The sequence below is a fragment of the Staphylococcus sp. HMSC068C09 genome, assembly GCF_001813735.1.
Taxonomy (GTDB): Bacteria; Bacillota; Bacilli; order Staphylococcales; family Staphylococcaceae; genus Staphylococcus; species Staphylococcus hominis.
Genome location: NZ_KV813764.1, coordinates 151591 through 178000, shown reverse-complemented (window position 1 = coordinate 178000; position 26410 = coordinate 151591). Strand labels below are relative to the sequence as shown.

Annotated in this window: 24 protein-coding genes and 1 pseudogene; all 25 read right to left on the bottom strand. The window is 33.8% G+C overall.

Going from position 1 to position 26410, the window contains the following annotated elements; all coding sequences use genetic code 11:
• Positions 1 to 5: 5 nt before the first annotated feature.
• A pseudogene (locus tag HMPREF2930_RS08520) lies at positions 6 to 890 on the bottom strand (PTS lactose transporter subunit IIBC); the annotation flags it as partial.
• Positions 891 to 996: 106 nt separating this feature from the next.
• The gene (locus HMPREF2930_RS08515; protein ID WP_070597367.1) at positions 997 to 1401 is read right to left on the bottom strand and encodes a hypothetical protein; all 405 of its coding nucleotides are present in this window, start codon (positions 1399 to 1401) and stop codon (positions 997 to 999) included.
• 2 nt (positions 1402 to 1403) lie between these two features.
• The gene (locus HMPREF2930_RS08510) at positions 1404 to 1805 is read right to left on the bottom strand and encodes a DUF6941 family protein (RefSeq protein WP_070597365.1); all 402 of its coding nucleotides are present in this window, start codon (positions 1803 to 1805) and stop codon (positions 1404 to 1406) included.
• 478 nt (positions 1806 to 2283) lie between these two features.
• Positions 2284 to 3993, bottom strand: a complete 1710-nt coding sequence (locus HMPREF2930_RS08505) for an N-acetylmuramoyl-L-alanine amidase (RefSeq protein ID WP_053019205.1) — start codon at positions 3991 to 3993, stop codon at positions 2284 to 2286.
• Positions 3993 to 4292, bottom strand: a complete 300-nt coding sequence (locus HMPREF2930_RS08500; protein WP_048681864.1) for a hypothetical protein — start codon at positions 4290 to 4292, stop codon at positions 3993 to 3995. Before HMPREF2930_RS08500 ends, HMPREF2930_RS08505 begins: the two co-directional genes overlap by 1 nt.
• Positions 4293 to 4342: 50 nt before the next feature.
• Complete coding sequence (locus HMPREF2930_RS08495) at positions 4343 to 4741, bottom strand: hypothetical protein (protein WP_064617406.1); 399 nt, start codon at positions 4739 to 4741, stop codon at positions 4343 to 4345.
• Positions 4725 to 5144, bottom strand: a complete 420-nt coding sequence (locus HMPREF2930_RS08490) for a hypothetical protein (RefSeq protein WP_049419952.1) — start codon at positions 5142 to 5144, stop codon at positions 4725 to 4727. The genes HMPREF2930_RS08495 and HMPREF2930_RS08490 overlap by 17 nt, the downstream gene beginning before the upstream one ends.
• An 11-nt stretch (positions 5145 to 5155) precedes the next feature.
• On the bottom strand, positions 5156 to 5455 hold the full coding sequence (locus HMPREF2930_RS08485; RefSeq protein WP_037540969.1) for a hypothetical protein: 300 nt from the start codon (positions 5453 to 5455) through the stop codon (positions 5156 to 5158).
• A 43-nt stretch (positions 5456 to 5498) separates the two neighbouring features.
• The gene (locus HMPREF2930_RS11565) at positions 5499 to 5651 is read right to left on the bottom strand and encodes a hypothetical protein (RefSeq protein ID WP_176745772.1); all 153 of its coding nucleotides are present in this window, start codon (positions 5649 to 5651) and stop codon (positions 5499 to 5501) included.
• Positions 5629 to 10806, bottom strand: a complete 5178-nt coding sequence (locus HMPREF2930_RS08480; RefSeq protein ID WP_070597363.1) for a phage tail spike protein — start codon at positions 10804 to 10806, stop codon at positions 5629 to 5631. Before HMPREF2930_RS08480 ends, HMPREF2930_RS11565 begins: the two co-directional genes overlap by 23 nt.
• Positions 10807 to 10821: 15 nt before the next feature.
• Positions 10822 to 12315 (bottom strand): phage distal tail protein, encoded by a 1494-nt coding sequence (locus tag HMPREF2930_RS08475; protein ID WP_070597362.1) that lies wholly within the window; start codon positions 12313 to 12315, stop codon positions 10822 to 10824.
• Between the two features lie 10 nt (positions 12316 to 12325).
• Positions 12326 to 17785 (bottom strand): peptidoglycan DD-metalloendopeptidase family protein, encoded by a 5460-nt coding sequence (locus HMPREF2930_RS11835; RefSeq protein ID WP_070597360.1) that lies wholly within the window; start codon positions 17783 to 17785, stop codon positions 12326 to 12328.
• Between the two features lie 203 nt (positions 17786 to 17988).
• On the bottom strand, positions 17989 to 18522 hold the full coding sequence (gene gpG, locus HMPREF2930_RS08465; protein WP_034172780.1) for a phage tail assembly chaperone G: 534 nt from the start codon (positions 18520 to 18522) through the stop codon (positions 17989 to 17991).
• Between the two features lie 70 nt (positions 18523 to 18592).
• A complete protein-coding gene (locus HMPREF2930_RS08460) occupies positions 18593 to 19183 on the bottom strand; it encodes a major tail protein (RefSeq protein WP_070436670.1) in 591 nt (196 codons plus the stop codon).
• 6 nt (positions 19184 to 19189) lie between these two features.
• A complete protein-coding gene (locus tag HMPREF2930_RS08455; RefSeq protein WP_070597359.1) occupies positions 19190 to 19588 on the bottom strand; it encodes a hypothetical protein in 399 nt (132 codons plus the stop codon).
• Positions 19578 to 20003: an HK97-gp10 family putative phage morphogenesis protein gene (locus HMPREF2930_RS08450; RefSeq protein WP_070597357.1), complete on the bottom strand. Its 426-nt coding sequence runs from the start codon at positions 20001 to 20003 to the stop codon at positions 19578 to 19580. Before HMPREF2930_RS08450 ends, HMPREF2930_RS08455 begins: the two co-directional genes overlap by 11 nt.
• Positions 20003 to 20326, bottom strand: coding sequence for a phage head closure protein (locus tag HMPREF2930_RS08445; protein ID WP_070436665.1), 324 nt, complete (start codon positions 20324 to 20326; stop codon positions 20003 to 20005). The genes HMPREF2930_RS08450 and HMPREF2930_RS08445 overlap by 1 nt, the downstream gene beginning before the upstream one ends.
• Positions 20296 to 20619, bottom strand: coding sequence for a head-tail connector protein (locus HMPREF2930_RS08440; RefSeq protein ID WP_070436663.1), 324 nt, complete (start codon positions 20617 to 20619; stop codon positions 20296 to 20298). The genes HMPREF2930_RS08445 and HMPREF2930_RS08440 overlap by 31 nt, the downstream gene beginning before the upstream one ends.
• An 8-nt stretch (positions 20620 to 20627) precedes the next feature.
• Positions 20628 to 20804 carry a hypothetical protein gene (locus HMPREF2930_RS11560; protein ID WP_176745771.1) on the bottom strand — a complete coding sequence of 59 codons (177 nt, stop codon included), beginning with the start codon at positions 20802 to 20804 and terminating at the stop codon, positions 20628 to 20630.
• A 12-nt stretch (positions 20805 to 20816) separates the two neighbouring features.
• Positions 20817 to 22031: a phage major capsid protein gene (locus HMPREF2930_RS08435; protein ID WP_070597355.1), complete on the bottom strand. Its 1215-nt coding sequence runs from the start codon at positions 22029 to 22031 to the stop codon at positions 20817 to 20819.
• A gap of 93 nt (positions 22032 to 22124) precedes the next feature.
• On the bottom strand, positions 22125 to 22709 hold the full coding sequence (locus HMPREF2930_RS08430) for an HK97 family phage prohead protease (RefSeq protein WP_070436659.1): 585 nt from the start codon (positions 22707 to 22709) through the stop codon (positions 22125 to 22127).
• Positions 22684 to 23922: a phage portal protein gene (locus HMPREF2930_RS08425; RefSeq protein ID WP_070597353.1), complete on the bottom strand. Its 1239-nt coding sequence runs from the start codon at positions 23920 to 23922 to the stop codon at positions 22684 to 22686. Before HMPREF2930_RS08425 ends, HMPREF2930_RS08430 begins: the two co-directional genes overlap by 26 nt.
• 15 nt (positions 23923 to 23937) lie before the next feature.
• Positions 23938 to 24135, bottom strand: a complete 198-nt coding sequence (locus HMPREF2930_RS08420) for a hypothetical protein (RefSeq protein ID WP_049417276.1) — start codon at positions 24133 to 24135, stop codon at positions 23938 to 23940.
• Positions 24136 to 24146: 11 nt separating this feature from the next.
• Positions 24147 to 25856 carry a terminase large subunit gene (locus HMPREF2930_RS08415; protein WP_070597351.1) on the bottom strand — a complete coding sequence of 570 codons (1710 nt, stop codon included), beginning with the start codon at positions 25854 to 25856 and terminating at the stop codon, positions 24147 to 24149.
• The gene (locus tag HMPREF2930_RS08410) at positions 25846 to 26313 is read right to left on the bottom strand and encodes a phage terminase small subunit P27 family (protein ID WP_049417272.1); all 468 of its coding nucleotides are present in this window, start codon (positions 26311 to 26313) and stop codon (positions 25846 to 25848) included. The genes HMPREF2930_RS08415 and HMPREF2930_RS08410 overlap by 11 nt, the downstream gene beginning before the upstream one ends.
• Between the last annotated feature and the right edge of the window lie 97 nt (positions 26314 to 26410).

Genomic DNA, 26410 nt, shown 5'->3' with positions numbered 1-26410 from the left:
CCTAATTATTTTTCAAATTGTTGTTGAACGAAGTCTAATGCTGCTTTGCCATCACGAGTTAAGTTAATGTATTCAACACCTTGAGTTTTTGCTAATTTAATACCTAATCGATCTGTATCTTGTTTTATATCTTCATAGTTAGAAGCAACTTGAGGCGCTAAAATAATTAATTGATAGTCTTTCATAATATCCATATGTGCACCATAACCACCAGCTGCCGCTTTTACAGGTACCTGATATTCTTCAGCAGCTTTGTTTAACGCATTTGCAAGTAATCCACTTGTACCGCCACCGGCACATAAGACTAAAACGTTAGTTTGTTCGTTAATTGAATTTGATGACTCTTTAGCCGATACTTCCTCATCGGAAGGTGCTGGTTCAGTTGTTGTCGCTTCATTTGCACCAGCAGTTGCTAAAATTGCATCTGCTTTTTTCGTATCAAAGTTTGCGGATACTTTTTCTTTTAATTCATTATTTACTTCTTTGTTACCTCGTTCTTCTTCAAGAATTTGTTCATCATATACTTTTAAAAATGGATAATAAATCATAACGTCAACTACGATTAATACAATTGCTAACACAAATGACCAAAATGCAAATCCTGTACCCATCACAATACCAAGAGGCCCTGGTGTCGTCCATGGTAAGAAGATGCTAAAACTATTCATTTTAAGTACATCAACAAAGAATTTAAAGATCCATACGTTTGCTATTGGTGCAAAAATAAATGGTATGAAAAATACTGGGTTTAATACGAGTGGTGCACCAAATAAAATTGGTTCATTTACTCCAAAGAATGTTGGTACAACTGATGCTCTACCAATTGCTTTATTTCTTTTTGATTTAGTTAACCACATAAACATAAATGGAACGACTAATGTAGTGCTTGTTACACTATTTTTATGTATAAAACTGGTCGAATTCGACCACTTTAGAATAACCGTATCGAAATCGAGGCGGTTAAAATAAAAAAAGACCGTACCTGTTAAGGTACGGTTAAATAAATAATTTTGCTAGAAGTCCTGCTATTGCAACTATTAAACTAGTCCCAGAAAGCGTCCAAGTAATTATGGACTTTTTATCCTCTTTACGTTCTTTTCTGAAACTCTCCATTTGTTCATTCAATGCTAATTGCAATTTATCGCTCAATCTGTTTGGTATATCATCTATTTTAGATTCTAAACTTTTAAATCTATCGTCTATCCTTTTTTCAAATTGTTCAAATTCTTTTCTCTCAATATATTCAGACATTTTATACACCTCTTCATAAGTAGAATTTGAATTTGGGTTAAATTCGTAACTACCACTTGCCTTTTTCAATTGTCTTGAATCAATAATTGTTCTTTCTTCCTTATGTTGCAATTTAAATTGTTTTGGTCTGCTAACTTTTTTATTACCCATGATTAAGACACCAAATTCACATTAAAATTAGATTGAGCTTCGGCATTATCTATAGACAATTTGATAGTATAAACTCCTTCTTTTTGGAATTTAAAATTATTGAAATTTGCATTTGATTCAAACACATTATTAAATTTTTTGTCTGGATTATCTTTAATTAATCTTTGATGATCAATTTCAACGTCAATATCAAAAATTACTTTTTGCTCTGGATCTATAATTTGAAAATTCAATTTATACTGTCTATGTTCTTCTAAATTAATTATCCCAAAAGATACATTAAAAGAAAAGTTATTTGGCAAAGCCTCTAAATCAATAAAGGATAAAGGCTTTTCAATTACTAAATCTCCTTGAGAATTATTAAACACACCAAGCGAAGGAACCACCCATGCAATGTTAACCATTTTTCTTATTCTCCTTTTAATATATTTAACATAATTAAATATATAATAAACAACTTATTTAAAAAGGAATAGACCGAACATAATACGAACATAAAAAAACACCACGCTCATAAGAACGTGGTTTGAACGATTTACTCATTTAAGTTAAATCTGATATTCGTCTAATTATCATAAACTGGGTATTTTTATTATAACATAAAAAGCTACCCAGTGACATGTTAGGTAGCTTAGAAGGGAACATGCTCAAGTGAGTTGTTCCAAAAGATCATTAAGTTTTTAACTGGGTGTGAAACCCTTGTGAGTTAATTATAACATAAAAAGCCATAACCCGAATAGAATTATGGCTAGATCGTTTAGCGTTAAACTATGTTTATATTATAACATAAAAAAAGAGGGAAAAGCACTAAACTTGTCCCTCCATAAAACATAATGAACTTTGTAAACGTATGGGATATTATCCCAAGTCGATTATATCATATTAATACACTTCTACAATTCTCAAACGTTCATGCCATATCCATCCGTTATTATTTCTAGAATAGACACGACACCAACCATTTTTAATTTCAAAGATATAGAACTGATCATATCCTGCTCTATAAGTATTGTTTGTCACGTACCACTCTATACCTCTAAATTTAACTAACGCTGCACCATGATAATCGACACGCGCTCTGAATTTAGCTTTAGATGACTTTTTCATGTTTAATGGTGGAATACTATTCACTTTTATTCCTGTTGTATCTGCAAGAATATTACGTTGCGCTACTGCTTGTTTATCATCTTTTTTTGCAAAATTCTTACCACCTGCTGTTTTGTAGATATCTTTAACGATTAAGCGTTCATACCATACATAACCGTCATTGCTAGGACTGTAAACTCTAGCCCAACCATTACGAATTTCATAAATGTAGAACACGTCGCCCGGATTGTATTCTTCACTCGTAACAACCATTACGTTATTATGGTTAGGTCTACAAATTCTAACGCCCTCGCTATCTGCAACCGCTTTGAAGTATGGTTGATTACTCCATGTTAAGTTTAGCGGTGGCTTTTTCTCTAACTTGATTGAACTTTTAGATTTACGTTGAGGTTTTTGTACTTCTTTAATATCAGTTAAATCAACGCTATCGTCTGCGAAGTCTGGCACAATGAAATGTGTTAAGCCTGTGTAATCATCTTCACGTAATTTAGCTGGCGAATTGGCTTTACTATCGAAGTTTTGTTCTAAGATTGTAAATGATTTTGTACCGCCGCTATTGTCCCAAACTAAACCAGTATGTCCCCACTTTTTGTAAATTCCTGACGTATAAATTGGAATTGCACAAATAGGCGGCACGTAATCTCTTGTATTTTTAACCACTTTCCAACCTTTCGGCATGGCGTTTTTAGTGTGTAACTCTTTAGCGTTACCAATGAAACGTACGCCGCCTGTTACATGATAGATGAAGTCTACAACGACATCTACACATTGATAAGCCCACTCTTTATCAAAGTCGATATATTGTCCTTTCAAGCTGTGCATGTATTCGATTGCTTGTTTATACTTAACCACACTTTGTGGCGAAGGTGTCGGCTTTTTAGTTGTTTTTGTTGATAGTTTCTTGCTCGGTGCTGGTTTAACGCCATTAATATATTTAGCGATTTGCTTATCTAAATTCTTAACGTTTCTCGAATATCCACAAGCCTCTAATAAGTTTCCGGGATCAATCTTATCAGCTTGAATATCTTGGTGTCCCGGCACTTCGGTTTTATAATCAATTCCCCAATAGTTACATAAATACGCTAATACACGTGCCATATTATCTAACGACTTACGTGAACGTTGAATGTTGCCTGGAAAATAGCTACCTTCTACACCAAACGCTACGTCGTTAGCGTCAGCACCATACCACTGATTATCAGTAGGCGTGTTATATATTACATGCCACGCTTTCTCTGTAACTGGAATACATACAATGCACTCTTTATCATCAACGAATATATGAGCGCTGGCAACAGTAGCCCAATTTTCCATATATGTGTTTCTATAATAATTCACATTCGTTTGTGCTGTTGTGTGAGGATTTCCAGTATCATGTGCTACCGCAAATAAAGGTTTCTTACTTGTTAAAGGTTGCCCACTTCTACGTGTTCCAATCGGTAAAAAATCATATTTAACTGGGACACCATTCCATTTTTCTGCCATTATGCACGACCTCCACCAATTTTATTATTTTTATCTTTAGTTGAACCTGTACGTGGTCGAACTGTTTCCCAAATACCAGTAGCCATTAGTCCACTAATCAAACCAGCAAGCAATCGACCTCCGATTGATAATTCGGTAACAATTTCAGGAATAAAAGCTGTAATACCACCTAAAACGATACCAATACCAATGGCAATTAAAGGTACAATGTTTTTAGGTACGCCAGCTTGCTTAACTAATTGTGTTAATGCGATTGTGATAACTGAAATTACTGTTGCAAATGCAATAATACTTTCCATTTCTTCCACTCCTTATTATTCAAAATAAAAAGCCGACACAATGTGCCGACTTAAAAGAATGCAGCTGCAAAACCTAATGCTCCGACAAGTACCGAAGCAATACCACTGATAATTGCAACTATAATCTTTACGTTATAACCTTGTTTCTCTTTAATAACTTCGCTGAACGTTTCAAGTTGTTTGCTATGATCTTTAACTTGATACTTAACATCAGTGAAATCTTCACCGAATTTCTTCATTGTTTCGTTCAATTTCTCTAAATGCTTTTCTGAGCGTTCTTGACTTTCAAACGCTTGTTTTTGATAGATGATTTGTTTATCTACCTTATTATTCAAATCTTTCAATTCACTAGTGTGTCGTTTATCATTCTCATCTATTTTTCGATGAATTTTACTCGTGTTATCTATCCACTCTTCTCTTAATACGAAACGTTCATCTTTTTCCTGCAACGTCTGCACCCCCATAGTAAGCGATTAATGCATTAATCATTGCTAAAGTTGCAAACTGTACTGGACTTAACCAATTAATCGCATTAAAGATACTTGCAGAAGTGAGTAAAAAATAATAAATTGCATTCCCACTACCACCAAAGATAAGTAAGAAGTTAAATTTATTATCCACTTGTTGTTTAGGTAAGAAGATAGGTGCAAGAATGATAAACAAACTAAAAAGCATTCCTAAAACGCCCCATAACCAAATAGGCATGACTTGATGGAGTGTTATATAGAAATCGCTATCGCTTAATACTGTGTTTTGTTCCTTAGTCCAAAAGAAACCTCTTTCAAACATAAGTAAGCCAAAACCAAAGATAAAGATAGCTAACACTTTGTAGTTAAATGAATTTTCTTTCATATTTAAAACTCCTATTCTGCGTTAGTTTCAGTTGTTTCTTCCACGTACTCTAAAAGAGTGGTTAGCTTTACTGGTTTGACTGTCACTTTTTCAGCAATAATACCAAATTCATAATTTAGTTCGTTTAAGCTGTTTAAACGACTAGCAAGTGCTTTAATTTTATTTAAATCATCAAATTTAGTCGCGGTATTTACATTAGTAGTAGGGTAGAACTGTCCTCTAAAGTCATTAGATAAAGCTGCTTCTTCTCCTTTTTCATTCACTTGTACTAAGATATAACTTTCTGTGTTTTTTACGATTTCATTTGCCATGATAAATTCCTCCTAAAATTTGGTATAAAAATAGCGCTAAAGGTTACTCTCCTTCAGCACTTGTTTGTTCATTATTTTGTTGTTCTTGTTCTCTAATTACTGCTCTTAACATTGCATTTTCTTGTGAAAGTTTAGCGTTTTGAGTAACTAACTCCTCGATAACGTAACTTGGATTAGCTTGTAATTGATTGTTCATTTAATTGTTCCTCCAATTTATCTACTTTTTTAATTAATTCTTGAATAGCTTTAGTATTCCAAAACATGACCTCATTACCGTCAAAACCATCTCCATGTCGCCATTCAATAGGTATTTCTCGTTCAATAATAATTCCGTGATGATTACGTGCATAGTTTGTTTCTTTTTCTGAATTTAACTTGTATGAATACAATCTCAAGTCATTTCTAAATGCATCTAATACATTATAATTCCATTCTTTAATATCATATTTGAATTTTTCAGACGACATAGCGTGCCAGTTAGCAAAGCGAATGTCTTTATAACCTGTATCTCCACCGTTATACCGTAAGTTATTTGTCACTCGTAATTCACCAGTAGACACACCTATATAGAAATCTTTAGCAGTATTAACCCTTATAGAGTTAGCTTGTACATCTAAACATTGCAAGTCTTTGTATCTCACATCGCCATTGTTGTAACCTTTTTTATTAGTTATACGCAATGCATCGTCTACTAAAATATAACCATTACTTCCTTTAGCAGTTAAATCTCCATATAATTTATCTGCAAAGAAGTGGCCAGTCCCAATATCACCGTCTTTGTTTGTTGCATAGATTGTACTATTAATAGAACTTTTACTAAATCTCAAGCCTGAACCATATTGTGACGTATCACTTGAAACATTACCGTATTTAAGAACACCGTCTGTGTATGCACCACTATCGTTTTGTTTTACATACATAGCAAATTCATTGTTTCCAGTTCGATTATCACGGTAAGGTCTGAAGTAAATACCATAGTTACTTTCAATGTTTACAGTTAAGTTTGCATTTAGAATAATACGACTGTAATCACTTTCTAATGCTACTGCACCATAGGTTGAATGAAGTCGTACACCTCTTGAAGTATCATTATATTTTGTAGAGTGGAATTCTAATGTACCTGCTGTTTCATCACCAGCGCCTGCAAGCATGGTAGATAAACCTTTTTCGGTTAAATATAAGTTATAACCAGTTGTTCTATTTTGTACTTTTACAGTACCGCCTTGAATACCTAAACGTAAATTAGCTGTATCTGTTTCGTTTGCCCAAGTACGTGTGAAAGAACCATAAGAAAGGATAGAATTGTTTCTAATATCTATATAGTCAATATTATCTCCACCACGAATACCAATGTTATTAACATTGATATCTAAACCTTCGGGACTTAAATTTAAACGGTTGATAATCTCATTTTTACCGACTTTATCATCAACTTTACTTGCCATAACATTGAAGTCTTTATTGACTGTAATATCTACTTTATCGCCTCTAAGTTGAATACCATTTCTATCCATTGTGTAAGATTGAATATTACCGTTTTCATCGTAACTTAAATTTATCCCTTTAGTTGTGGCTGATATTTCTGAAATCACTTGAGATAATGTTTTACGACTAGCGTTAAACTTTTGTTCGTCAACTTTTAAAGCTATTTTATCGCCATTTTGAGTAATTGATGTTTCTAGTTTAGTCATGGCTACGTCATTACTTTGTTTATATTCATCTGTGTATGCTTTGGCATTTGTCTCGGCGCTATTTGCTTTAATAACTGCATATTCTTCTGCTGCTGTTTGTGCTGCATTAGCTTTACTTTGTGCGTCTGCCTTTGCCATTTCTAGTTTGCTTTTAGCATCTTGTATTGCTCTTTGTTCTTCATCTGACACGATACCGTCTGCATATGCTTTTAATTGCGTTTCTTTTAAATTGTCTTGAGCGTCTGTATACGCTTTAGATGCTTTTTCTGCGTCTTGTTGCGATTTTTTTGCTAACATTTCTATATCTTCTGGTGCAGGCGACCAATCAAGTTCTTTTGTCCCTTTATATAAGCTCACTTTCCCAATAAAATGGCTATCAACGTTAGGTGTCAATATAATTCTTATATCTTGATAACTTTTTGTGTTAAATCGAATAACGTTATCAGTTGTATATCCTATAATCGTGTTAGAACCTTTATTATAAAATACTCCCATTCTTACATTTTGGTCTGATTCGTGTATTTTTAAAATATAATCTGTATTTTCTTCAAGTGTAGGATTAGTACCATTACCTCTGTCATAGAAATAGAAATTAAGTGTTCTGTTAGCGTTTAATGTAACGCTATAAGCCCCATTAATTACACCGTTGACAATATTTTGATGCGGAGAATAATATGATTGTAAATAATTTCGGTTTGTAGATTTAATGGAATCTATACCACTGTTATATTCAGTTATTGTCACTCTATCCTCAATTTTATTTGCAAGTTGTATGCGGTCACTATCAGCATTATCTAATCTTTGAACTATATTGTTTTGATCTGTTTTATAGTCTTGTTTAGATACTTTACTTTCAATTTGCGTAGGTAAAATATCAAGTGTGGCTTTATTACTTTTAACTGTCGTTTCTAGTGGTGTAAGTCGTCCATCAACATTCTTCAATTTTTGCTCTACATCATCACTTTTAGCCATTAAACTAATTTGTTCATCTAATTCTGTTATATTTGTTTCATTAGTTGTTACGCGTGTTGTGATAGGCACTAATTGATTAGATGTATTTTGATTTGCTGCCTCTTGCGCCTCTTGTGCTTTTTGCTCTGCGTATTCTTTTGCTTCATCACGTTTTGCTATTGCGTCAGCTATTGCTCGTTTTTCTTCATCTAATACTTTTCCGTCAGCATATGCTTGTATTTCTGTCTGTTTTAACTCATCTTGTGCTTTAGCATATGCTTTGGATGCTTCTTCTGCTTCTATTTTTGCTTGATTTGTTTGTCTTTGTAAATCTTCTGGCGCTGGCGTCCAATCAGTAGCCATTGTCCCTTTTTCTACTTTCATATCTGTTATATAAAAGCTAGGATATGTGCTATTCATAACTAAAAATGTAATGCGTATTTTTTCGGTAGTAGTAGTTACATTAAAAGAAAACGTTTCTTCTTTATTGAAGTCGAATGATTGATAAGATATATATTTTTCATTGTTGTTTGTATCTATTTCTTTAACTGGCACATACACACTATTTTTAGTGTTATCTGCAATAGGTTTAACTTTGAATGAAATTGTATAAGTTTCGTTAGGTATTGCGCTTATTGTTTGTTGAACTAGCCAATCGTTATAAACTTTTACCCAAAGTCTATCGCCTATCTTTTCTAAACGACCATCTAATTTATTATCAAAGCCATAATCATAATTAAGTGTACCTAATAATAAGTTACGTCCGCCGACTTCAATACCATCTATTTTTCGTTCTACGCTATTTATACTAGCGCTTAATTTACTTTCGCTAGTATTTATCTTGCTATCTATTTCCTTACCTAAAACACTGTTTAAATTACTTATTTGACCGTCTGTATATTCTTGTAATGTAGTTTTAAGATTTTCTACTTCATTACGATTAGGTATATCAGCATATAACTGTTGATTTTCACTATCCCAACGACCATTAGGTAACGTTTGTGCTATTTTATCCATAGCATCATTAAACTTCTCATCAGTATATTGTGATTGAAGTAATTTCAACCGTTTATCAATAGAAATTTTAGCGTCAGTAACGTATTTATATAATGTTTGTAACTTTTCTCGATACACTGTAAATAAAGTTTGTGTATCAACTAATTTTCCTATTGTTGCTGTATCTTCATCCATGCTATCTAAATTTGTCTTGATGTTTTGATACACGTTGTCTACATCTGATAATGCTTGGTTTAAGTTTGCTTTTAAATCATCATCGACAAGATATTCATTATTTAACACATCGTACACATCATTTTGTAACTTGCTATGTTGAATAGTTAAATTGATGAAACTATTATTTAAATCTCGATACATTACTTGTTCACGTCTTAAACCACCGATTTTTTCTACATCATCAGCTGTTTGAGTTATCCATTCTCCGTCCCAATATCTACGTAGTACTGCAACATCAGAGTTTGACGTATCGTACCATAATGTATCGTTTTGTGGATTTTCTGGTGGCTCTGCACCTTTAAATATTTTACGTTCGTAATATTCTAGCTCCCCAGCTACAACATCACTCACAATAGTATTCACATTAGATATACTGTCGTTAAGTTTTTTAGTAATTTCATCTAACTTTCTATTAAAGAACTCTCTGAGTTTGGTTTCTTCGTACTCAATGACATTACCGAATGTAAACTCACTCTCATCTGCTAGCCAATTGTACTTAATGCCTATGACTTCTGCTTCTATATATAAAGGTGGTCTGAAATCTCTATCTTTAACTCTGACGATATCTCTTAGATGTACTGTTACATCGTTATAATATTTATGAATATCGATTGAAGATACTTCATAACTTATTGCTGCTTGATTACGTTTGTTAAGTTCTGTTTTAGCAAGTGTAGTCAAACGTTTGAGTGTCATGTTCTCATCTTCGGTTTCAGGCTCATATACATCCCAAATATAACGATTAGGAAGTCCGAAAATCTCTTGTGCTTCATCATCTACTACAACGGTTTCAATTCTTGAGCCATCTTCTTTTTCAGGACCAACTGCAAGTAAAGCAGTTTTCACTTCAGATAGATCAATCGTTCTTGTCATGCCTGTTAAGTCTTTACCTTTAGTAATTTCTTTACCTTTGAATAAGTTTTTAGGTTTAGTAATTGATACATAACGATGTTCAACAGTATGTGCGCCTAATTCGATATAAAAACTAGGAACCATGTCGTAAGTAGTACAAAGCATGTAAATTAAATCAAACGGATTAGTGTGAGAAGTCCATGATGTTGTTCTATTGCCACCATATTCTGTATCATCAGATACTTCCCAACCTGTATCAGCAAGTGTTTTAAGTAACGCTTGTGTTGTTGTATGTGCTTCAAACTTACCAGGTTTAATTGGCTTTGCTGTTTTCAAATCTTCTAGGTAACTTGCGTTACATTCAATTTCAGTTGTACCGTCAAAGTTATCTGCAATGTGGATGATAATAAACTCTCTAAATGTACCGTTATTGTCTTGAGCGATAATACGATTGCGTTCTCTTAATTTCTCTGCTCGAGTATTTTCAATCGTAAAATCAAAGGTTTCTGTTTTTTCTTCTACATTCATACTCATTTCGACATTAAGCAATGCGCCATCACTTTGACTAATAAAATCAATGATGTTGTCATTAAAATCAAGTACATGTATTCCTACATTCTTCACTATCTAACCTCCAATCTATAAAAATCTATCTTGCCAGTATACTGTCGTGTCATATGTGTTTTCTGGATAAATCATACATTCATTCATCCCTTTATTTATGTTGAAAAAGTCACTACCAAATGTTTTTAAATCAAGCGCAGGCTCTTCATTAATTGTTACTGTTTTTTCTTCCATATTGATATTAATCAAGTCACCTTTTTTAATAATTAAATCTCTTGCTTTAGGTGGTTTGGGTAATATTTCATGATTATAACTACCTAATATCGTTGTTGGCATATGATAATTATTACCATTCTTAGCAATATAGATACTTACTGCTGATATAGGTCGTTGATAGAAGTTTCCTGCGTCAATGAATACTTTTTCTGTAACGTCTACTGGAGTTATTCGTTTAGGATAGTCTACTTCATCATATTTCCATGTTTTTATATAAAACTTATCTCCAATACGTTTTAAACGCATATAAATTACTATATGTTTCCATGTGTAAAACTTAGGTGCGTTTGTATAACTGTATATCTTCTTTTGATTACCGTTTTGGTCGAATAGTGTCACATGTATTGTGCCTATATTTTGCGTTGCTCTAGGGTTGCTATAACCAATAGAAGCAATCACACGGTTATCTGTGTCGTATATATATTGAGTTGCATGTGTAGCACCTTTTTTACCTTGATTAACGTGTATTTTAACTGTCGAACTAAAATCTTGAGTACTTTTACCGAATGAATGCTTATATTCTGCACCATTCCATCCACTCGTGCCTGTAATACTGTTTTCATCAAGCATAAAAGCGTCTTTTGAAGAACTCATTGCCATAGAACCACCAACTGTTCCACCAGTTACATTATCGTTGATAGTACCGTTAGTGACTTTAGTCCATCCAAAGAAAGAACGCATCTCATCATTAAATAAAGTCGGTGTATAATCTTCGACCTTTTTATCTAAATCATCATCACCTATCATGAAATAATCTTCATCATTCTTCGTGATAGAGAAATAACTCGCATTCTTTAATGCTGTTGCTTGTACAATAATAGGACTGTCGGCTGTCCCTGTACTAACTACTGATACTTGATCTGAAATAGCTGTGTTTTTAGTGCCTTCGACTGCGTATTTGTATGGATCAAGTAATGTAACTTTTAGAGAGAGTTCAGCTTGCATACCTACATCTTTATCTAATTCGAAAGGACCAGTGATATAAGCATTCCAATACCAGTTTTGGCTTTCGAACTGCAATTTAATTGGTTTATCACTATCCACTCTTTTTACTAAATCATTTATGATATCATCATGATTTTTTTGACCGTTTCTGTTTGTGTGAGTGTCATTCCTTACTATCAAAGGTATTTCAAATTCTAATGGACCTATCTTTCTATCTTTTAATACACCCCCAACTCTACCTGCTACTTCTTCAACTTCTAAAGCATAATTAAAAGAGGGTATTTTGAACCCTCTTTCGATATAAATATCATTCACTTTTTTATCATTAATAATTAAAGTGTCGCTCAAAATATCCCTCCTAAGTCACACTAGGTTTAAATCTAGCTTTTCTATTTTTATGACGTTCTCTTTTATCAACGATTGTGTTTACTTCTTCGCCTAACGAATATCTATCAATTACATTAGACTTGTTTGCAATACGTTCATTACTATCTTCTAAGTTGAATAATGTAGAAATAATTGCGTCCATTTTTTCAACTAAAGATGTTAATTTAATATTCTGTTCTTTTAACGCTTGATACTCTAAGTTTCTACGCATTTCTGTTTGCTGTTGCTTATCTTTTTCTTCTCTAATACCATCTGCAAAGCGAGAAATTGCTTCATATACTGCTGATTGAGTGCGATTGAAGATATCACTATTAATGACACGTTCAATAGCAGCGATTGATACATCATTAGGGATAATTTGCTCGCCACCTCGTAAGTTCATGATTTCGCCACCTTTTTCAAACACAGTAGCGTAACCTTTACGAGCATTGTTTGTTCCTGTGGCGTACTTTTTACGTCTACCAGTTGGCCCCCAACCAGTTAAGCCACTAGCCATTCGACGTTTCCAGTAAGATAAATTAGCACGCCAATCTGTGTTATTGAAGAAAGCAAGTAATTGGTCGTAACCGTTTTTAATGTTTTTATGCCCTCTAATTGCGTAGCTGTTAAATGAGCCTGGTGTATATTGTAGTAAACCTTGTGCTTCATTACCGCCACTGTTCACGTCTTTTATCCCTTGAGTAACTCCAGCGTTACCACTACTTTCTGTTTGGATAAGTCGAGCAACATCATTCACATCAGCGCTAGATACTCGCACACCAATTGCTTTAGCAGCACGTCTGATATCTGGTTTCCAAGCACTTGCTGATTTAGATACTCCACCTTTACTACCGTTGTGTGATTTCAACCATTTAACTGGATCAATAGAGTGTCCTGTCATTGAACCAAAACCGTGTTTATTCATTTCATAGTGTAAGTGAGGACCACTACTTGAACCTGTGTTACCAGAAATACCAATAGCGTCGCCCGGTTTAACACGTTGTCCATTTTTAACAAGCCATTTACTCAAGTGACCAAAATAAGCATCATAAGGTTTTGCTCTTACGATAACATGTTTCCCAAAGCCTGATGCTGTATGTCTTGTTTCAACTTTACCGCCCATCGGCGTTAGGACTTTTTCGTAAATATATGGTAAGTCAATACCTGGATGCGCCCAGTTGAACGGATAGCCTGGTGGTGGACCGTTCGGACTGTATCTTGTAGTAATGTTATCAAGATACTTAATAAATCGACCGTCGCCATCGCCACCAGAAACGTCATCTAACCAACCGCCAAATAATGACTTAACACCATCTTTAAGACGTTTCCACATTGCATCCCAAAGCATCTTAGGAATTTCACCATTAACCATGCTAAAGTCAACACCGAATTCTTTTAGAACTTTATCGACAAGTTTTCCAGGACTACCGACGTATTGTAATAAGTCGCCTGCTTTCTCTTTAGCCCATGTTCCTGCAGCACCTAGAGCGCCTTTAGTTGTGTTAATCATTTTCTTAGCACCATCACTAAGTGATTTAACTGTATGTTTAGCACCTGAGCCTATATCTTTAGTTTTGTCAGTAACGTATTTCCACGCTTCTTTTGCAGCACCTCCAGCACCACCTGCGCCGAAACCACCTTGTCCCATCATTTCTCCAGCGTCAAATGTAGGATGATTATGTTTCTTGCGTTTCTTAGCGTCTCTTAGCATACGTTTTCTAACATCTGCACCACTATCTGTACCACGAGAAAATTTAGGAATAAAGCCTTGATTTCGGAGTTTTTGAGTGTTTCTACCACTTATAACTTTATCCCCTTTATCCAATGGGAAAATTACATCTTTACCAATAGGCGCAATGATTGATCCGTTTTTACGTTGCACCAACTCTTGATGTCCGTTTAATCCTGTTCCATTTCCTCTACCTTTGTCATTCAAAGTAGCTAGTGTAGGACGGTTGATTACACCATTTGATACAAAACTTTGTGAGCTTGCACCTTCTGTACCAGTAGAAAGTTTAGGTATTTTGCTATCTATACCTAATTTACCGCCTACCCAGTTTACAGCTTTGATTAATGCATTCAAACTTTTCTTGACTGCGCTTACCATTCCAGTAATATGACCTTTGATTTTTCCAATAATATTTTTAAGTCCGTTAGACATATTGTTGAACACCTTACGGACACTATTCCATAAACCTTTAGCCATGTTCACTGTTGTATTCTTGATGCTACGCCAAGTGTTTGACATAAAGCCTTTAACACGATTGAAAATAGTACGTGTGCCTCTATAAAGACTGTTGAATGTATTACGGACACCTGTCCATAAAGATTTGGCGAACTTAACTGTTGTATTTCTAATATTACGCCAAATGCTACTCATGAAACTTCTGATTTTATTAAAAATACTACGCGTTCCTCTTGATAAGCTATTCCACGTTGATTTTACGCCTGACCAAAGATTTTTAACTAATTTAATAGTAGTATTTTTGATAGCACGCCATACACTAGACATAAAGTTTTTTAGCTTATTAAAAATATTACGCGTTACTTTAGATAAACTATTAAATATATTTTTAACGCCACTACTTAAACCTTTAGCTAATTTTATTGTTGTATTTTTAATAGCAGTCCATGTTTTTGTCATCCACGATTTTAAAACACTTACAATTTTCTTAACGCCATTACTCATACTGCGAATAGCATTTATTACACCGTTTTTTATAGCATTCCACGTTCTGATTGAAATAGATTTTATGACATTCCACGTCGTAGAAATAAATTTCTTCAAACCACTAATCACAGTTTTAGCACCATTAACTAATGATCTAATAATTCTCAATACACTGTTCTTAATGGCTAACCATGTTTTTATAGAATTATTTTTAACGAAATTCCACAACGTACTAAAGAACGATTTCAAACCATTGAAACTCGCTTTCACTAAGTTAACTAAACTTTTAGCGATAGCAACTATTCCGTTCTTGATAGCGTTCCATGTTTTTATACTGGTTACTTTTATAAAATTCCATATATCCGAGATAATATTTTTAAGCGCTTGCATAGGATGTTGAATTGCAAACTTAATTGCATTCCATGTTACTTTTGCAGCGTTTTTTAAAGCATTCCAAATAGCAATAGTTGAGTTCTTGATAGCAGTCCAAATATTAATAATATACGGTTTGATAAATCCAAATACTGCTACTGCACTATTTTTTATTGCGTTCCATGCATTTATTACGAAATTACGGAATGTTTCGTTATTCTTCCATAAGTAAATAATGGCAGTCGTTAAAGCACCAATAACTGTTATTGCAATGCCAATTGGACCTGTCATAAATCTTAGTGCTAGACCTAAACCTCTAGTCGCAAGTGCAGCAGCTTTAGTAACGACTGACCATGCTTTAGTTGCAGCAGTTGTTATTTTTGCTTGTATAGCTTGTCGTTTCATTCCTAGCGTTGCAAATGCGCCTTGCGCACCTAATAACTTCTCTGCACCTGTAACAGCAAGTAAAGCGCCTCTCATACCAGTTAAAGCACCTTTAACTAGGAATATTGGTTTAAGTAATAGTAAGATAGCACCTGTTAGAGCTACTGTTGAACCTAGTATTTTACCTATCATAGGATGTGTGTTAATCATGCTCGATAGCCAACCAGTTATAGCATTAGTTACCGACAATGTGACTGACGCAACGGGAGCCATACCTTTCACTAGCCCCCAAAGTACACCAGTGATGTTTTTAATTAATTGCCATACTTTAGGACCATTCGTTTCTAGGTATTCAACAAACTGTTTGAAACCGTCTGAACGTTTTAATTCTTCGCTCCACTTCCTGAAACCTTCCGTTACGCTTTCTATACCTAGTAAAACGTTGTGAGAATGTCCACTAAATGCACTGAATAGATTGAATAAACCAGCAAATACATTACCGAATATTCTTCCAACAATAGGTAAGTTAGTTTTAGTGTATTCAACAAAACCGTTTATCGCTTTAGAGCCTTCAACACTATTTGCCCATTTTCTGAACGATAAAGCCATATTTTCAAAGCCTTTTGATGCCCACACGAATAATGGACTTAACTTGTTAAATACAGCAGTCGTACCGTCTACAAAATGATAAGCACCTTGTAATAAATGGCCGAACGCTTGTGTTCCTTGTGTATTTAGAATATTGAAAGCAGTTTTTGCATTAGCTGAAGTTTTAATCCAATTTAACATCTTTCCACTCATGCCTTCTATTTGTCCTGCTGTTCGTGTTAAGAAAGGATTGAGGTTAGATAAAGAAGTTCTAGCAATATTAATACCATTACTAAGTGTGTTGAAAATTTTAGCTTGATTTTGAGCGATAAGTCCTTCCCATTCGTTTTTCAAACTACTTAACACACTTTGATAACGTCTTGTTTCATTAGTTAGTGCTAATTCGCCATCTTCTAGTTTTTTAAGTGCATATGTTGCTTGACCTGCAAACACATTAATAGCGCCCATACCAATACCAAATGCGCCACCTAGACCGATAGCACCACCAGCTAATGATGTGAGCATACCGCCAATACCAGCACCAGCACTTACGACTGAACCCATGATAGGTACTAAGTTGGCAAATTGTGTAGCCATGACTTCACCGACTACACCTTGTGTAATTTCGCCTAAACTTCTTAATGTAGTAGCGATACGATCCATACTACCTCTAGCACCTGCAAACCCTGCTCCCATTAGAGTAGTAGCTAATCTCACTTTACGTTGTGACCTAGCAACTTCATCTAATTCATCTGAAAGCTCATCTGCTCGACCTTGTGCAATTTGCATAGCGATACTTTCTTTTAAAATATCGTTACGCAATTTGTCGGCTTGTCTACTTGTAGAACCATGTGCTAATGAAACTTCTTTTAAATTTTGTTTAAGTAAGCTAATGTTAGCTTTTGATTTAGTGATAGTATAGTTCATTTCTGTTAAGTGATCTTTGTAGTTATCAACTGAACGTGTACCTTGTTTAAAAGCGATTTCACTAAGTTTTGCTCTGTTTTTAAGTTCACCTAAGCTATTCTTTACTTGGTCACTTGAACGATTAAATTGCTTGTAAGCTAATTCTGTCTCTTTTAATTCACGATTATAAGTAGAAAGTTGATTTTCTGCTTGTTGTACTGCTCTTGAGGCACTATTAAGCTTTCTTTTTTGTTCTTCAGTAACCACATTAGATTTACTGATTTCACTTCTAACATCTTCCAAGCTATCTTGTCGTTTTTTAAGTAAACCCTCTTGTGCTGTGATTGCTTTACCTAAATCTTTTTCTCTGTTTGCTAATTGTTCAGCGCTTAACTCATTTTTCTTGAATTCTGAGCGTTGAGAGCGTAAAGATTTATTGATGTTCTTTAGTTCTCGTTCTAATGTTCTTGAGGAGGCTTTTATGGGGTCGACATCCATCGAAACCTCTGCACCTAAGTTAAAATCTGCCATTATTCCACCTCCTTATTTTTAAATTAATGCCATCATTTGTTCAGGACTTAATGCTCCTGCTTTAGCCACTTTAGAAGCCTTACGTTTACGTTTTTTCGTATTGAAGTATTTATCGAAATCTTCCATAACAATTGCGTCAACTTCATGTGGTTTGTATTGTGCATCTTCGATAAAATGACGGTAAACCAGATAAATATCTTCGACTATTTCGTCTGCTGTTTTGTCTTTGTTGTAGTCGCTTTTTTCTTTGACTTTCCCGCGTCATTACTAGCGAAGATTTTGCTATAAGTATCTGGCAAACTGTTTTCGACTTCTAAACCGTCAAACACTTCATCAATCGTGAATTGATTGTCGAATACTTTAACTAATAAATTTGCGAACTCGTCATAAATTTCAAAATCTTCATCGTTGCCTTCTTCTTTGATTTGCTCGTTTAGTTCTTCTGATTTATTTAAGAACTCTTTATACTCATCTGTTGCTTCTAGCTCGTCTAGTTCTTGATATAATTTTTCTGCTTCTTCATCCGTCTCTACATCTGCTAATTTATTCTCTACTTTTTCAATTTTGTTTAAGATCGAACGATGTTTACGGTATAAGTTTTGTAACTCGCCGATTGTACTAAAACCTGTTTGTAATTTTTGCTCGAACTCTGCTTGTGCTTTAACTGCACCTAAATTCAATTTATCTTTAACAAATGTTTTGTTTTTACCATCAATTTTTAAAATTACTTTAGCCATTCAAACTACTCCCTTATCAGTTATTTTTGTATACAAAAATAGGCGACTTATTACAGTCGCCTTAAATCATTTATGCAGCTGGTGTATTGTCGGCAGTCGTCACTGCGTCGTCACCATGAATTGCTTTATAGAAATCTTCTTCGTTGAAATCTGGATCTGCACTATGAATACGTGCAAATACTAATTTGTCATTATCACGTTGTACGAATGAACCTTCCATTTCTACTTGGTCTTGTTGCTCTGGACTATCTTCCATAGTAGATGCACTTGTATTAGGAATATTGAAGTTACCACGAGTTAACCCGTAGTAGATGTAAGAACCATCATTGCAACGATACTTCCATGAAACTGATAAATATGGAGGTACTAAATCAGAAGTGTATAATTCCATACCTTTGTCAACTTTTACTCCTAAGAACTGTTCACGTTCTTCTTTGTTTAATTCCATTAAGTTTGCTGTAACTGTTGCACCAGTAATACCACTGAATAAGTTTAATTTTTTAACTCCATCTGCATATACTGGTTCGTTACCTTGTTCTAATTCTAATTCGATTTCTTGTAAGCCTGGAACGTCTGTTAAAAGACCTAGTTCAAAACCATTACCTGCTTGACGACGCGCTTTGAAACCTTCACATGTAATTGCTACTTTTTTATCTGCCATTATTAATTACTCCTTTACTGGTAAAATTATTTCGTATTCATTCATTTGATTAAAAAGGCCGAGTTCCTTATCTTTCGAAAAGTCTCGGCTTATCACTCTGCCATTGTGTTGTTTGATAATGTCGTTCACATACTCACTTACTGTGTAAGTGGTATTGATGTCATTACCAAACGTTTCAATTGCAAATAAAAAGCGATAGTATTCACTATCGCCATCTCTGTATATTGTGTTTTGTAATAAAATTTCTGTAATTCTTATTAAAGGTGTGTATTCTGCTTTTTGATAGTTTTCGGGAATTTCAAAATTAAATATTTTAGGTTGCTTACTAGAATTGAGTGATCTCTCTAACTCTTTATCGCTTTTTAACCACGAGTATATACGTACGATAGGGTGTCTAGTCGACATCGACCATGTTCCTTACTGCCTCTTTATATATTGCAAGAATTGGGGCTTTACTCATTTCTAATGAACGTCGCATAAAGTGTTGTGGTGGTTGTCCCATAGAACGATTAGAGGGACGAGTACCGACATCGGGAAAGTGGATATACCAACCAGCATCTTTACGTTTACGACCTTTATCAAAACCAACTGTTTTAGTTGGATTAAGTTCATCACGACTAAAATTAGATATTTTTAATACCTCTACTGCATGTGTCGAATGAGTTTGTCGCTTGTGTACTGGTGTATTAGCCTCAATGTTAGCTTTGTAGAGTTTTGCAGCCTTTGTTACTGCCTGTTTTGATTGCTTTTCACTATTGATAACTAATTTTCTAATTTTATCTGATATATCCTTGTCACTGTCGTAACGTTGTTTAACCATTACTCTACCACCTCGCATTTCAACATTTGACGCTCTAAATCTTGTAAGTCTGTTTCAATATATTTAATTTTGTAATCTTTCCCTTTGAATTCAACTATCATATCTGACTGTATATCAGCCTTTTGTCTATAACGGATAATAAAGTCGATTGTTCCTTTTCTTGCCTCTAGGCCCATTTCTCTAAATTCTTTTATTGTGGTTTTTGACACTTCGCAATAAGGAGTGGCAATCAACTTCTTATCTGTTACATAAACACCTTCATCATTGACTGTTTCAGTTTGGTCATAAATCTTTATTCTATGTTTGAGCCTTCCGATTTCCATAAAGCATACGCTCCTCTCAAACTTTGAATAAGTGCTAGTGATGAAGGTGCTACATTGTGCTTAGCGAATTGACTTGTAGTTGATCTATTCTCGTAGTGGTGGCCAACTTGGTTAATCACAGCTAAGTTATAAAGTGCATTACCTTTATAAAAGGCATTTGCTTTGCCATAACCACTTACAGCACCTTGTATTTCTTGTTCAGATGCTTGTATCAACCCTAGAATTTCATCATCATCAAAATCATGGTCAACTCTTAAACGATTTTTAACTTCTTCAAGTTCCAAAGTAAGCATTTAATCACCTACTTTTTCTCTTTATTATCAATACGTTCTAAGAAAGGACCTTCATAGCCTTTATCTGATAAAGTTTTCTCAATTTCTTCTGAACGTTTGACAGTCATCTCAACTTTTTCATTTTTGATTAGTTTTTTTTCTAATTCTAAATCTTTATAAGGTTTTAACACTTTGAATTTAGCCATTATTTAACCTCCTTATGCGACTGGTTCAGAATTTGTAGTTTGTAAATCAACTACTACTGCTGCTTTGTGGTCTAATAGACGTGCATCTTGTCGTACTGCAACCATTAAACATTCACCAAAGTGCATATAGTCAGTCCATGCTGCTTGATATTGAGAACGATCAAATAAAGTGATAGCATCTTTCAAGTTACCAAAGATGAGTGTATTTGCACCATTTTCTCCAAGCATTTCATCAGGTAAAATTACCACTTTACCACCTAATAAACGTTGAGCAGTCGCTTCTTTAACGTCTGGTTGTAATAAATATCTATCTTCTCTATCTGCCAATTTATCTATTGTATTAAATGCTGTTTGAGAGACAATCGCTACATTATGTTCATAGTTAGGGATAACATGTTTATTAATAGCGTCTTTCAATCCATCTACAACTTCTTTAGATGTTACTCCTGTTACAGTTTCAGAAGGAATGCGTGTATTTTCTCCTTCTTCACCAGGCCCACCATTTTTAATTAAATCAATAATTGCTGCATTACGAGTTGCTGCAATTGTACGTGCTAACCATTGTTTCAATTCTCCTAATACATCAATTTGTGAATCTTCAATAGCTTCACGAGAAATTCTGAAATATCCACGATGAGTTTTAATATCATACGCTAGTTGGAAGAATGGTTTAACTGCTAATTCAGGGTTTTCAGCTAGTTCTTCAACAACTGGTAAAGCTGCTACACTTGATTGACGTACTACTGGGAATTTACCTGATCCGTTTTTAACTTTCTTCACTGTTACATATTGATCTAAGTTAAATTCAACTTCTTTTAACTTTAAAATGTCAGTTACAATTTCTTCTGGGATAACAACAAAACCAGAATCAGTTTTTAAGCTACCACCTGGAATATCTGCTCGTGTTTCGATATAACGCTTAAAGTCACGAACTTCTTTGCTATCCTTAGATTTGCTACCTTCTGTTGCGCGAGGTGCAAAAGGTGAAACACTACGTTGTTCTCCATTAGTTGAAGATGTCGAAGTAGAATCATTATCTCCTTTATTTTGTTCATCATCTTTTTTAATTTCATCTTCTAATTTAGTGATTCGTTCATCTAATTTTCTAATTTGTTCCACTAAATCAATTGCTTCTTTTGGCTTTTCGTTATCATATGCTTCTTGCGCTCTGATTTCTAAATCTTTTCTTTCAGAACGTAAACCTAATAAAATTGTTTTTTTGTTCATTATTGAACCTCCTAAATTTAGTCATAAAAAATAAGCACCATTCATTGAATGTGCTTTATGAGTGTATGATTTGTGGCGTTCACCTTCGCCAAGTTAAATATTCATCATTTTTAATGCTGCATTAGCTTTTTCCATTAATCTACGTTGTTCAATTTGCTTTTGCTCATTCTCTTTAATATTTTTGATACTTCTTAAAGCTGGTGCTACATCAGTATCTTCGTAAGCTGGATAAGTAACAATGCTCACATCGAATAAAGAACGGATTTTGTTTACTGTACGCTTAAATATGCCATCTTCACGTCGTTCAAATTCATCTCCATCTTCTTCAATGGTGAAACCGAATGAACATTGATTAATATTTCCTAATTTAATGTTTTCATATAAGTCTCTAGCATACGATGTATTAGGTAGTTCACATCTGAAACGTAAACCAACATCATCTACTTCAAGTTTTAATGTGTCAGCTACTGTACGACCTAAAACATAACTGGAGTTATGATCAATTAAACATCTCACATCAGATAAATCTGCATTTCTTAATGCTTCTGGTGAAATAACTTCTACAAATTCTCCTAATAAATTACTTTCTCTATTAAATTTCAGAGCATAACCTTCAACAATCATATTCTCATCATCTTTAGCGATAATATTATCACTCGTTCTGAATTCCTTGTTCATCATTTCCACCTCCCTTCAACTGAGAAAGTTGAAATTGATTAGCATATTCTAATGAAACATGGTTTAAATCTACTCTTGGTATTTGTCCTAAGCCTTTAGGTAAAGGTATCAAACCTAATTCTTTACGATACTCATCTAAAGAAATGCCACCGTTATTTAATTGACTGTTTAATGTTTCTACATAACTATCCCAATCAATCTTTCTAAAGCCACTTGTATCAAACATGAATTCCTTATTATACATTTCTTTTTGAGTAACCAACTTAAAATCTAATTCAGAGGTCCACATCTTCATGTATCCTCCTAAACAATTCATTAGATAATCATTGTTTACATCTTTCAATGAAGTATTATTCATTTCAATTCCAAATTTCGATAAAGGAATTTGAAAAGCTTTAGCAATGGCTTTGGTACTTAAATCATTTTCATTGATAGCTTTCAATACATCGGTACTAATCTCTAATTGTTCATATTCCATAGTGGAGTCTAAAACTAATACTTTACCTGCTTGATCTTCACCACTGTTTGCTTTTTGCCATTCTTCTTTAATTTTATTTCTAGCTTCTGGTGATAATTTACCATCTTTCATTTTTAACAATGAGCCAGCTTGAGCGCCATTAGTGAAAAAATTAGTAAAGAACTTTTTAGCAAAACGTTGTGCATTAATATCTTCTTTTAAAGCATCAATAACAGATAAACCATTTAATCCATCACTAGAAAAAGGTTTAATGTCTATAACATCTGAAAAAGGAACTTCTAACAATTCACCATCATTGTCTATTTCGTAATAATTTTCACCTTTATCATCTGTTTTTAAATGACACCTACTCGTCTTTATATGATAAAGTTCATTCACTCCACCTTGTGGATTGCGTTCGATTTTAATATAACCGTGTTTAGTGAGTAACGCGTTTAACATAGTAATGAATTTAAGCATATAACCATTGTAATAGGGATTAGGTTTTTTATTGAGCAACATTTCTAATCTATCTCTTTCACTTGCTACTCCGTTTTTCAATACCTTGATATCTAATTTAGCAATATCACGTGAAATTAAAGTAACTGCAGTCCATATATCACTATTCATCAAAGTTTCATAATCTTTCCATGAAATCTCATTTAACGGAATTGTGTTATAAGGGAAAATAGTTAAATCTTTTTCAGTCAAAGTGCTTTCTTCAGGTAGTGATCTAGTTTCGAAGAAAATACCCACAGTTCACACCTCCTTTTATTTAATTGGTTGCTGTGATTTCTCGAATTGATAAATTAAAGAAATCACAATAAGTGTTACTCCCGTTGCTAATAATCCAATAATATAATCAAATTTTAAATATATTGATATATTCAGTAATGTTAATCCTAATAAAAAAAGGATAGCTACAAGATTGTTAATCAAGAACTGTCCTAATGTTTTCAATGTATTCACTTATATTCCTCCTAAAATCCGAAGTCATCAGATAAAATATAGTCTTGCAAACTACTTTCGAATTCGTAATTCATAGCTAATGTATAAGCAGTAACTAATGCAACCAACGCATCTATTTTATTTCTGTTCATTTGTTTATCCAGCAAAATATTATTGTTGTTATCTGTTTTAACAATAGCGTTGTTAATTGCTAAGTTTAAATTAGGGTTATTTTGATGTTTGATTTTGTTCTCAAACACATCTAATCGAAACTGTTTTAACGCTGGTGACATATGCTTATAGTTTTGTGGTACTTCAACTAACAAATAATCTGTCTCATGTTCCATCTTAGTTACAAATGCCGAAGCACTCCAACTATCGTAAGCAATAGCTTTCACATTTAAGTTATGTTGTTCAATAAATTCAATTAAGTAATCTATTACTTGTTCATAATCTATAATTCCTGATTCTGCACGAGTAAGCGTAGCCATATTAGTATCAATCAATCTCATGTAATCAATTTTATCAGCTTGCGATTTCTCATATAATGAATGTTTAGTGCCAACAAAAACATGTGAATCAACATAATACTTTCTGTCGTCTGTTGGATATATAAAGCTTAGCGCAGTTAAATCTTCGCTTCTTGATAAGTCGACACCAATATAAACATCTCTACCATCAATTTCTAATGGTTTCTCAACATGACCTTCAACCCAATCGTTATAAGGAATATAAGTATCTTTGCTAGCTTGTCTCCACATATTAAAGTTTTTAACTAGTATTCCATTTAGACCTTGATTATCTATACCTTCTTGAACTTCAGCTTCCAAATTACGTTGTAATACTACTCTTAAATCGTCTAATTCAAACAATGGATTGGATTTAATCCAAGTTTCCGGTTTATGTACCTCATCTTCACTATCTTGTTCTGCTACATAAATAAAATAATTCTCATTTACAACTTCTCTTGATAACACTTTAGTTACATATTCATACTCTTCAAACATAGGACTATTTAAGTTATGACCTGCTGTAGAAATGATGATGAGTGAAGGATTATTAAGTAAGACTTGACCACGTCTTAAAGTTTCGTACATTCTTCTATTTTTAGCTTCATGAAATTCATCGATAATAGCATAACTGAACTGATAACCTTCCAAATTACTCGCTTCATTCGAAACTGCTTTAATTTTACTTTTATCTTGTAAGTTTGAGATTTCTTTTTTACTTTCAGTAATTTTAGTGAGTTGTTTTACCTTTGGTGACTTCATTCTGACTGATTCCACCTGTGATGTTGTCATATCATAAGCTATACTTGCTTGTTCTCTTGAGTTTGCGCTTAATCCTATCAGTCTTTCGTTTGCAGGCTCTTTCCCTATTAACAATTCATATAATGACAGACCACTAATTAATAATGTTTTACCATTCTTACGACTCATTGAGATATAACCTTTAGTGAAACGTCTGTTACCTAAATGATCTTTCCAACCCATTAAACTACCAGCAATAAATTTTTGGAAACCTGCTAACTTCATCGGTTTTCCAGATTTAGGATCTGGCAACATTTCTAAGAACTTAATAACTTTTTCTGATTCTTCTACATCAAACTTATATTTAAAATTATCTGTATTTAAATCTTTTAAATGACGTTTACACGCTTGAATATTCTTTTGGCTCGCTAATACATTTCCTTTAACAACTTCTCTAGCATATTCAGTTACTTGATCTATATTATTTGCCATTTATCATTTCCTCAAATTCATCTGTTTCTTTTTTATCTTCTTTAGGTGTAAAGATTTTCAATCTTGCATCAATACTTAATCCAATCTTAGGTGCGATAGAATTAATTTGCGCTAACGCATCTCTTTTAATTGCATGATTCTGATTGAGTTTTGTCCCTCTTTCAGTTTCAATAATTGCATCTCCCTCATTCATTCGAATAGTTGCATTGACATAATCTGAAAATGCTTGACAATAAGCTGATACTAACGCTAAATCGAGGCTAGCAATAGGCAATTCAGAAAGTAAAGGAACAATTCGCTTGTATTCTTCTTTTGCTTTATCATCAAGCCAATAAGGAGGATCTAAATCAATTTTTTGTAAGCTGTTGGCCTTTTCCTCAGATGCTTTACGTTTTTCTCGTTCTAATACTGTCAATTTCCCTTTTCGTTGGTCTAACGTTTTTCGACTTTTTCCCATTTACTTCACCTCGTTTCTATAAAATTTATGCGTTTTCCCACATTTTCAAGATTTTATTGATACTTTCGCTGAAAGAAAAGTGGACGAACGATATAAG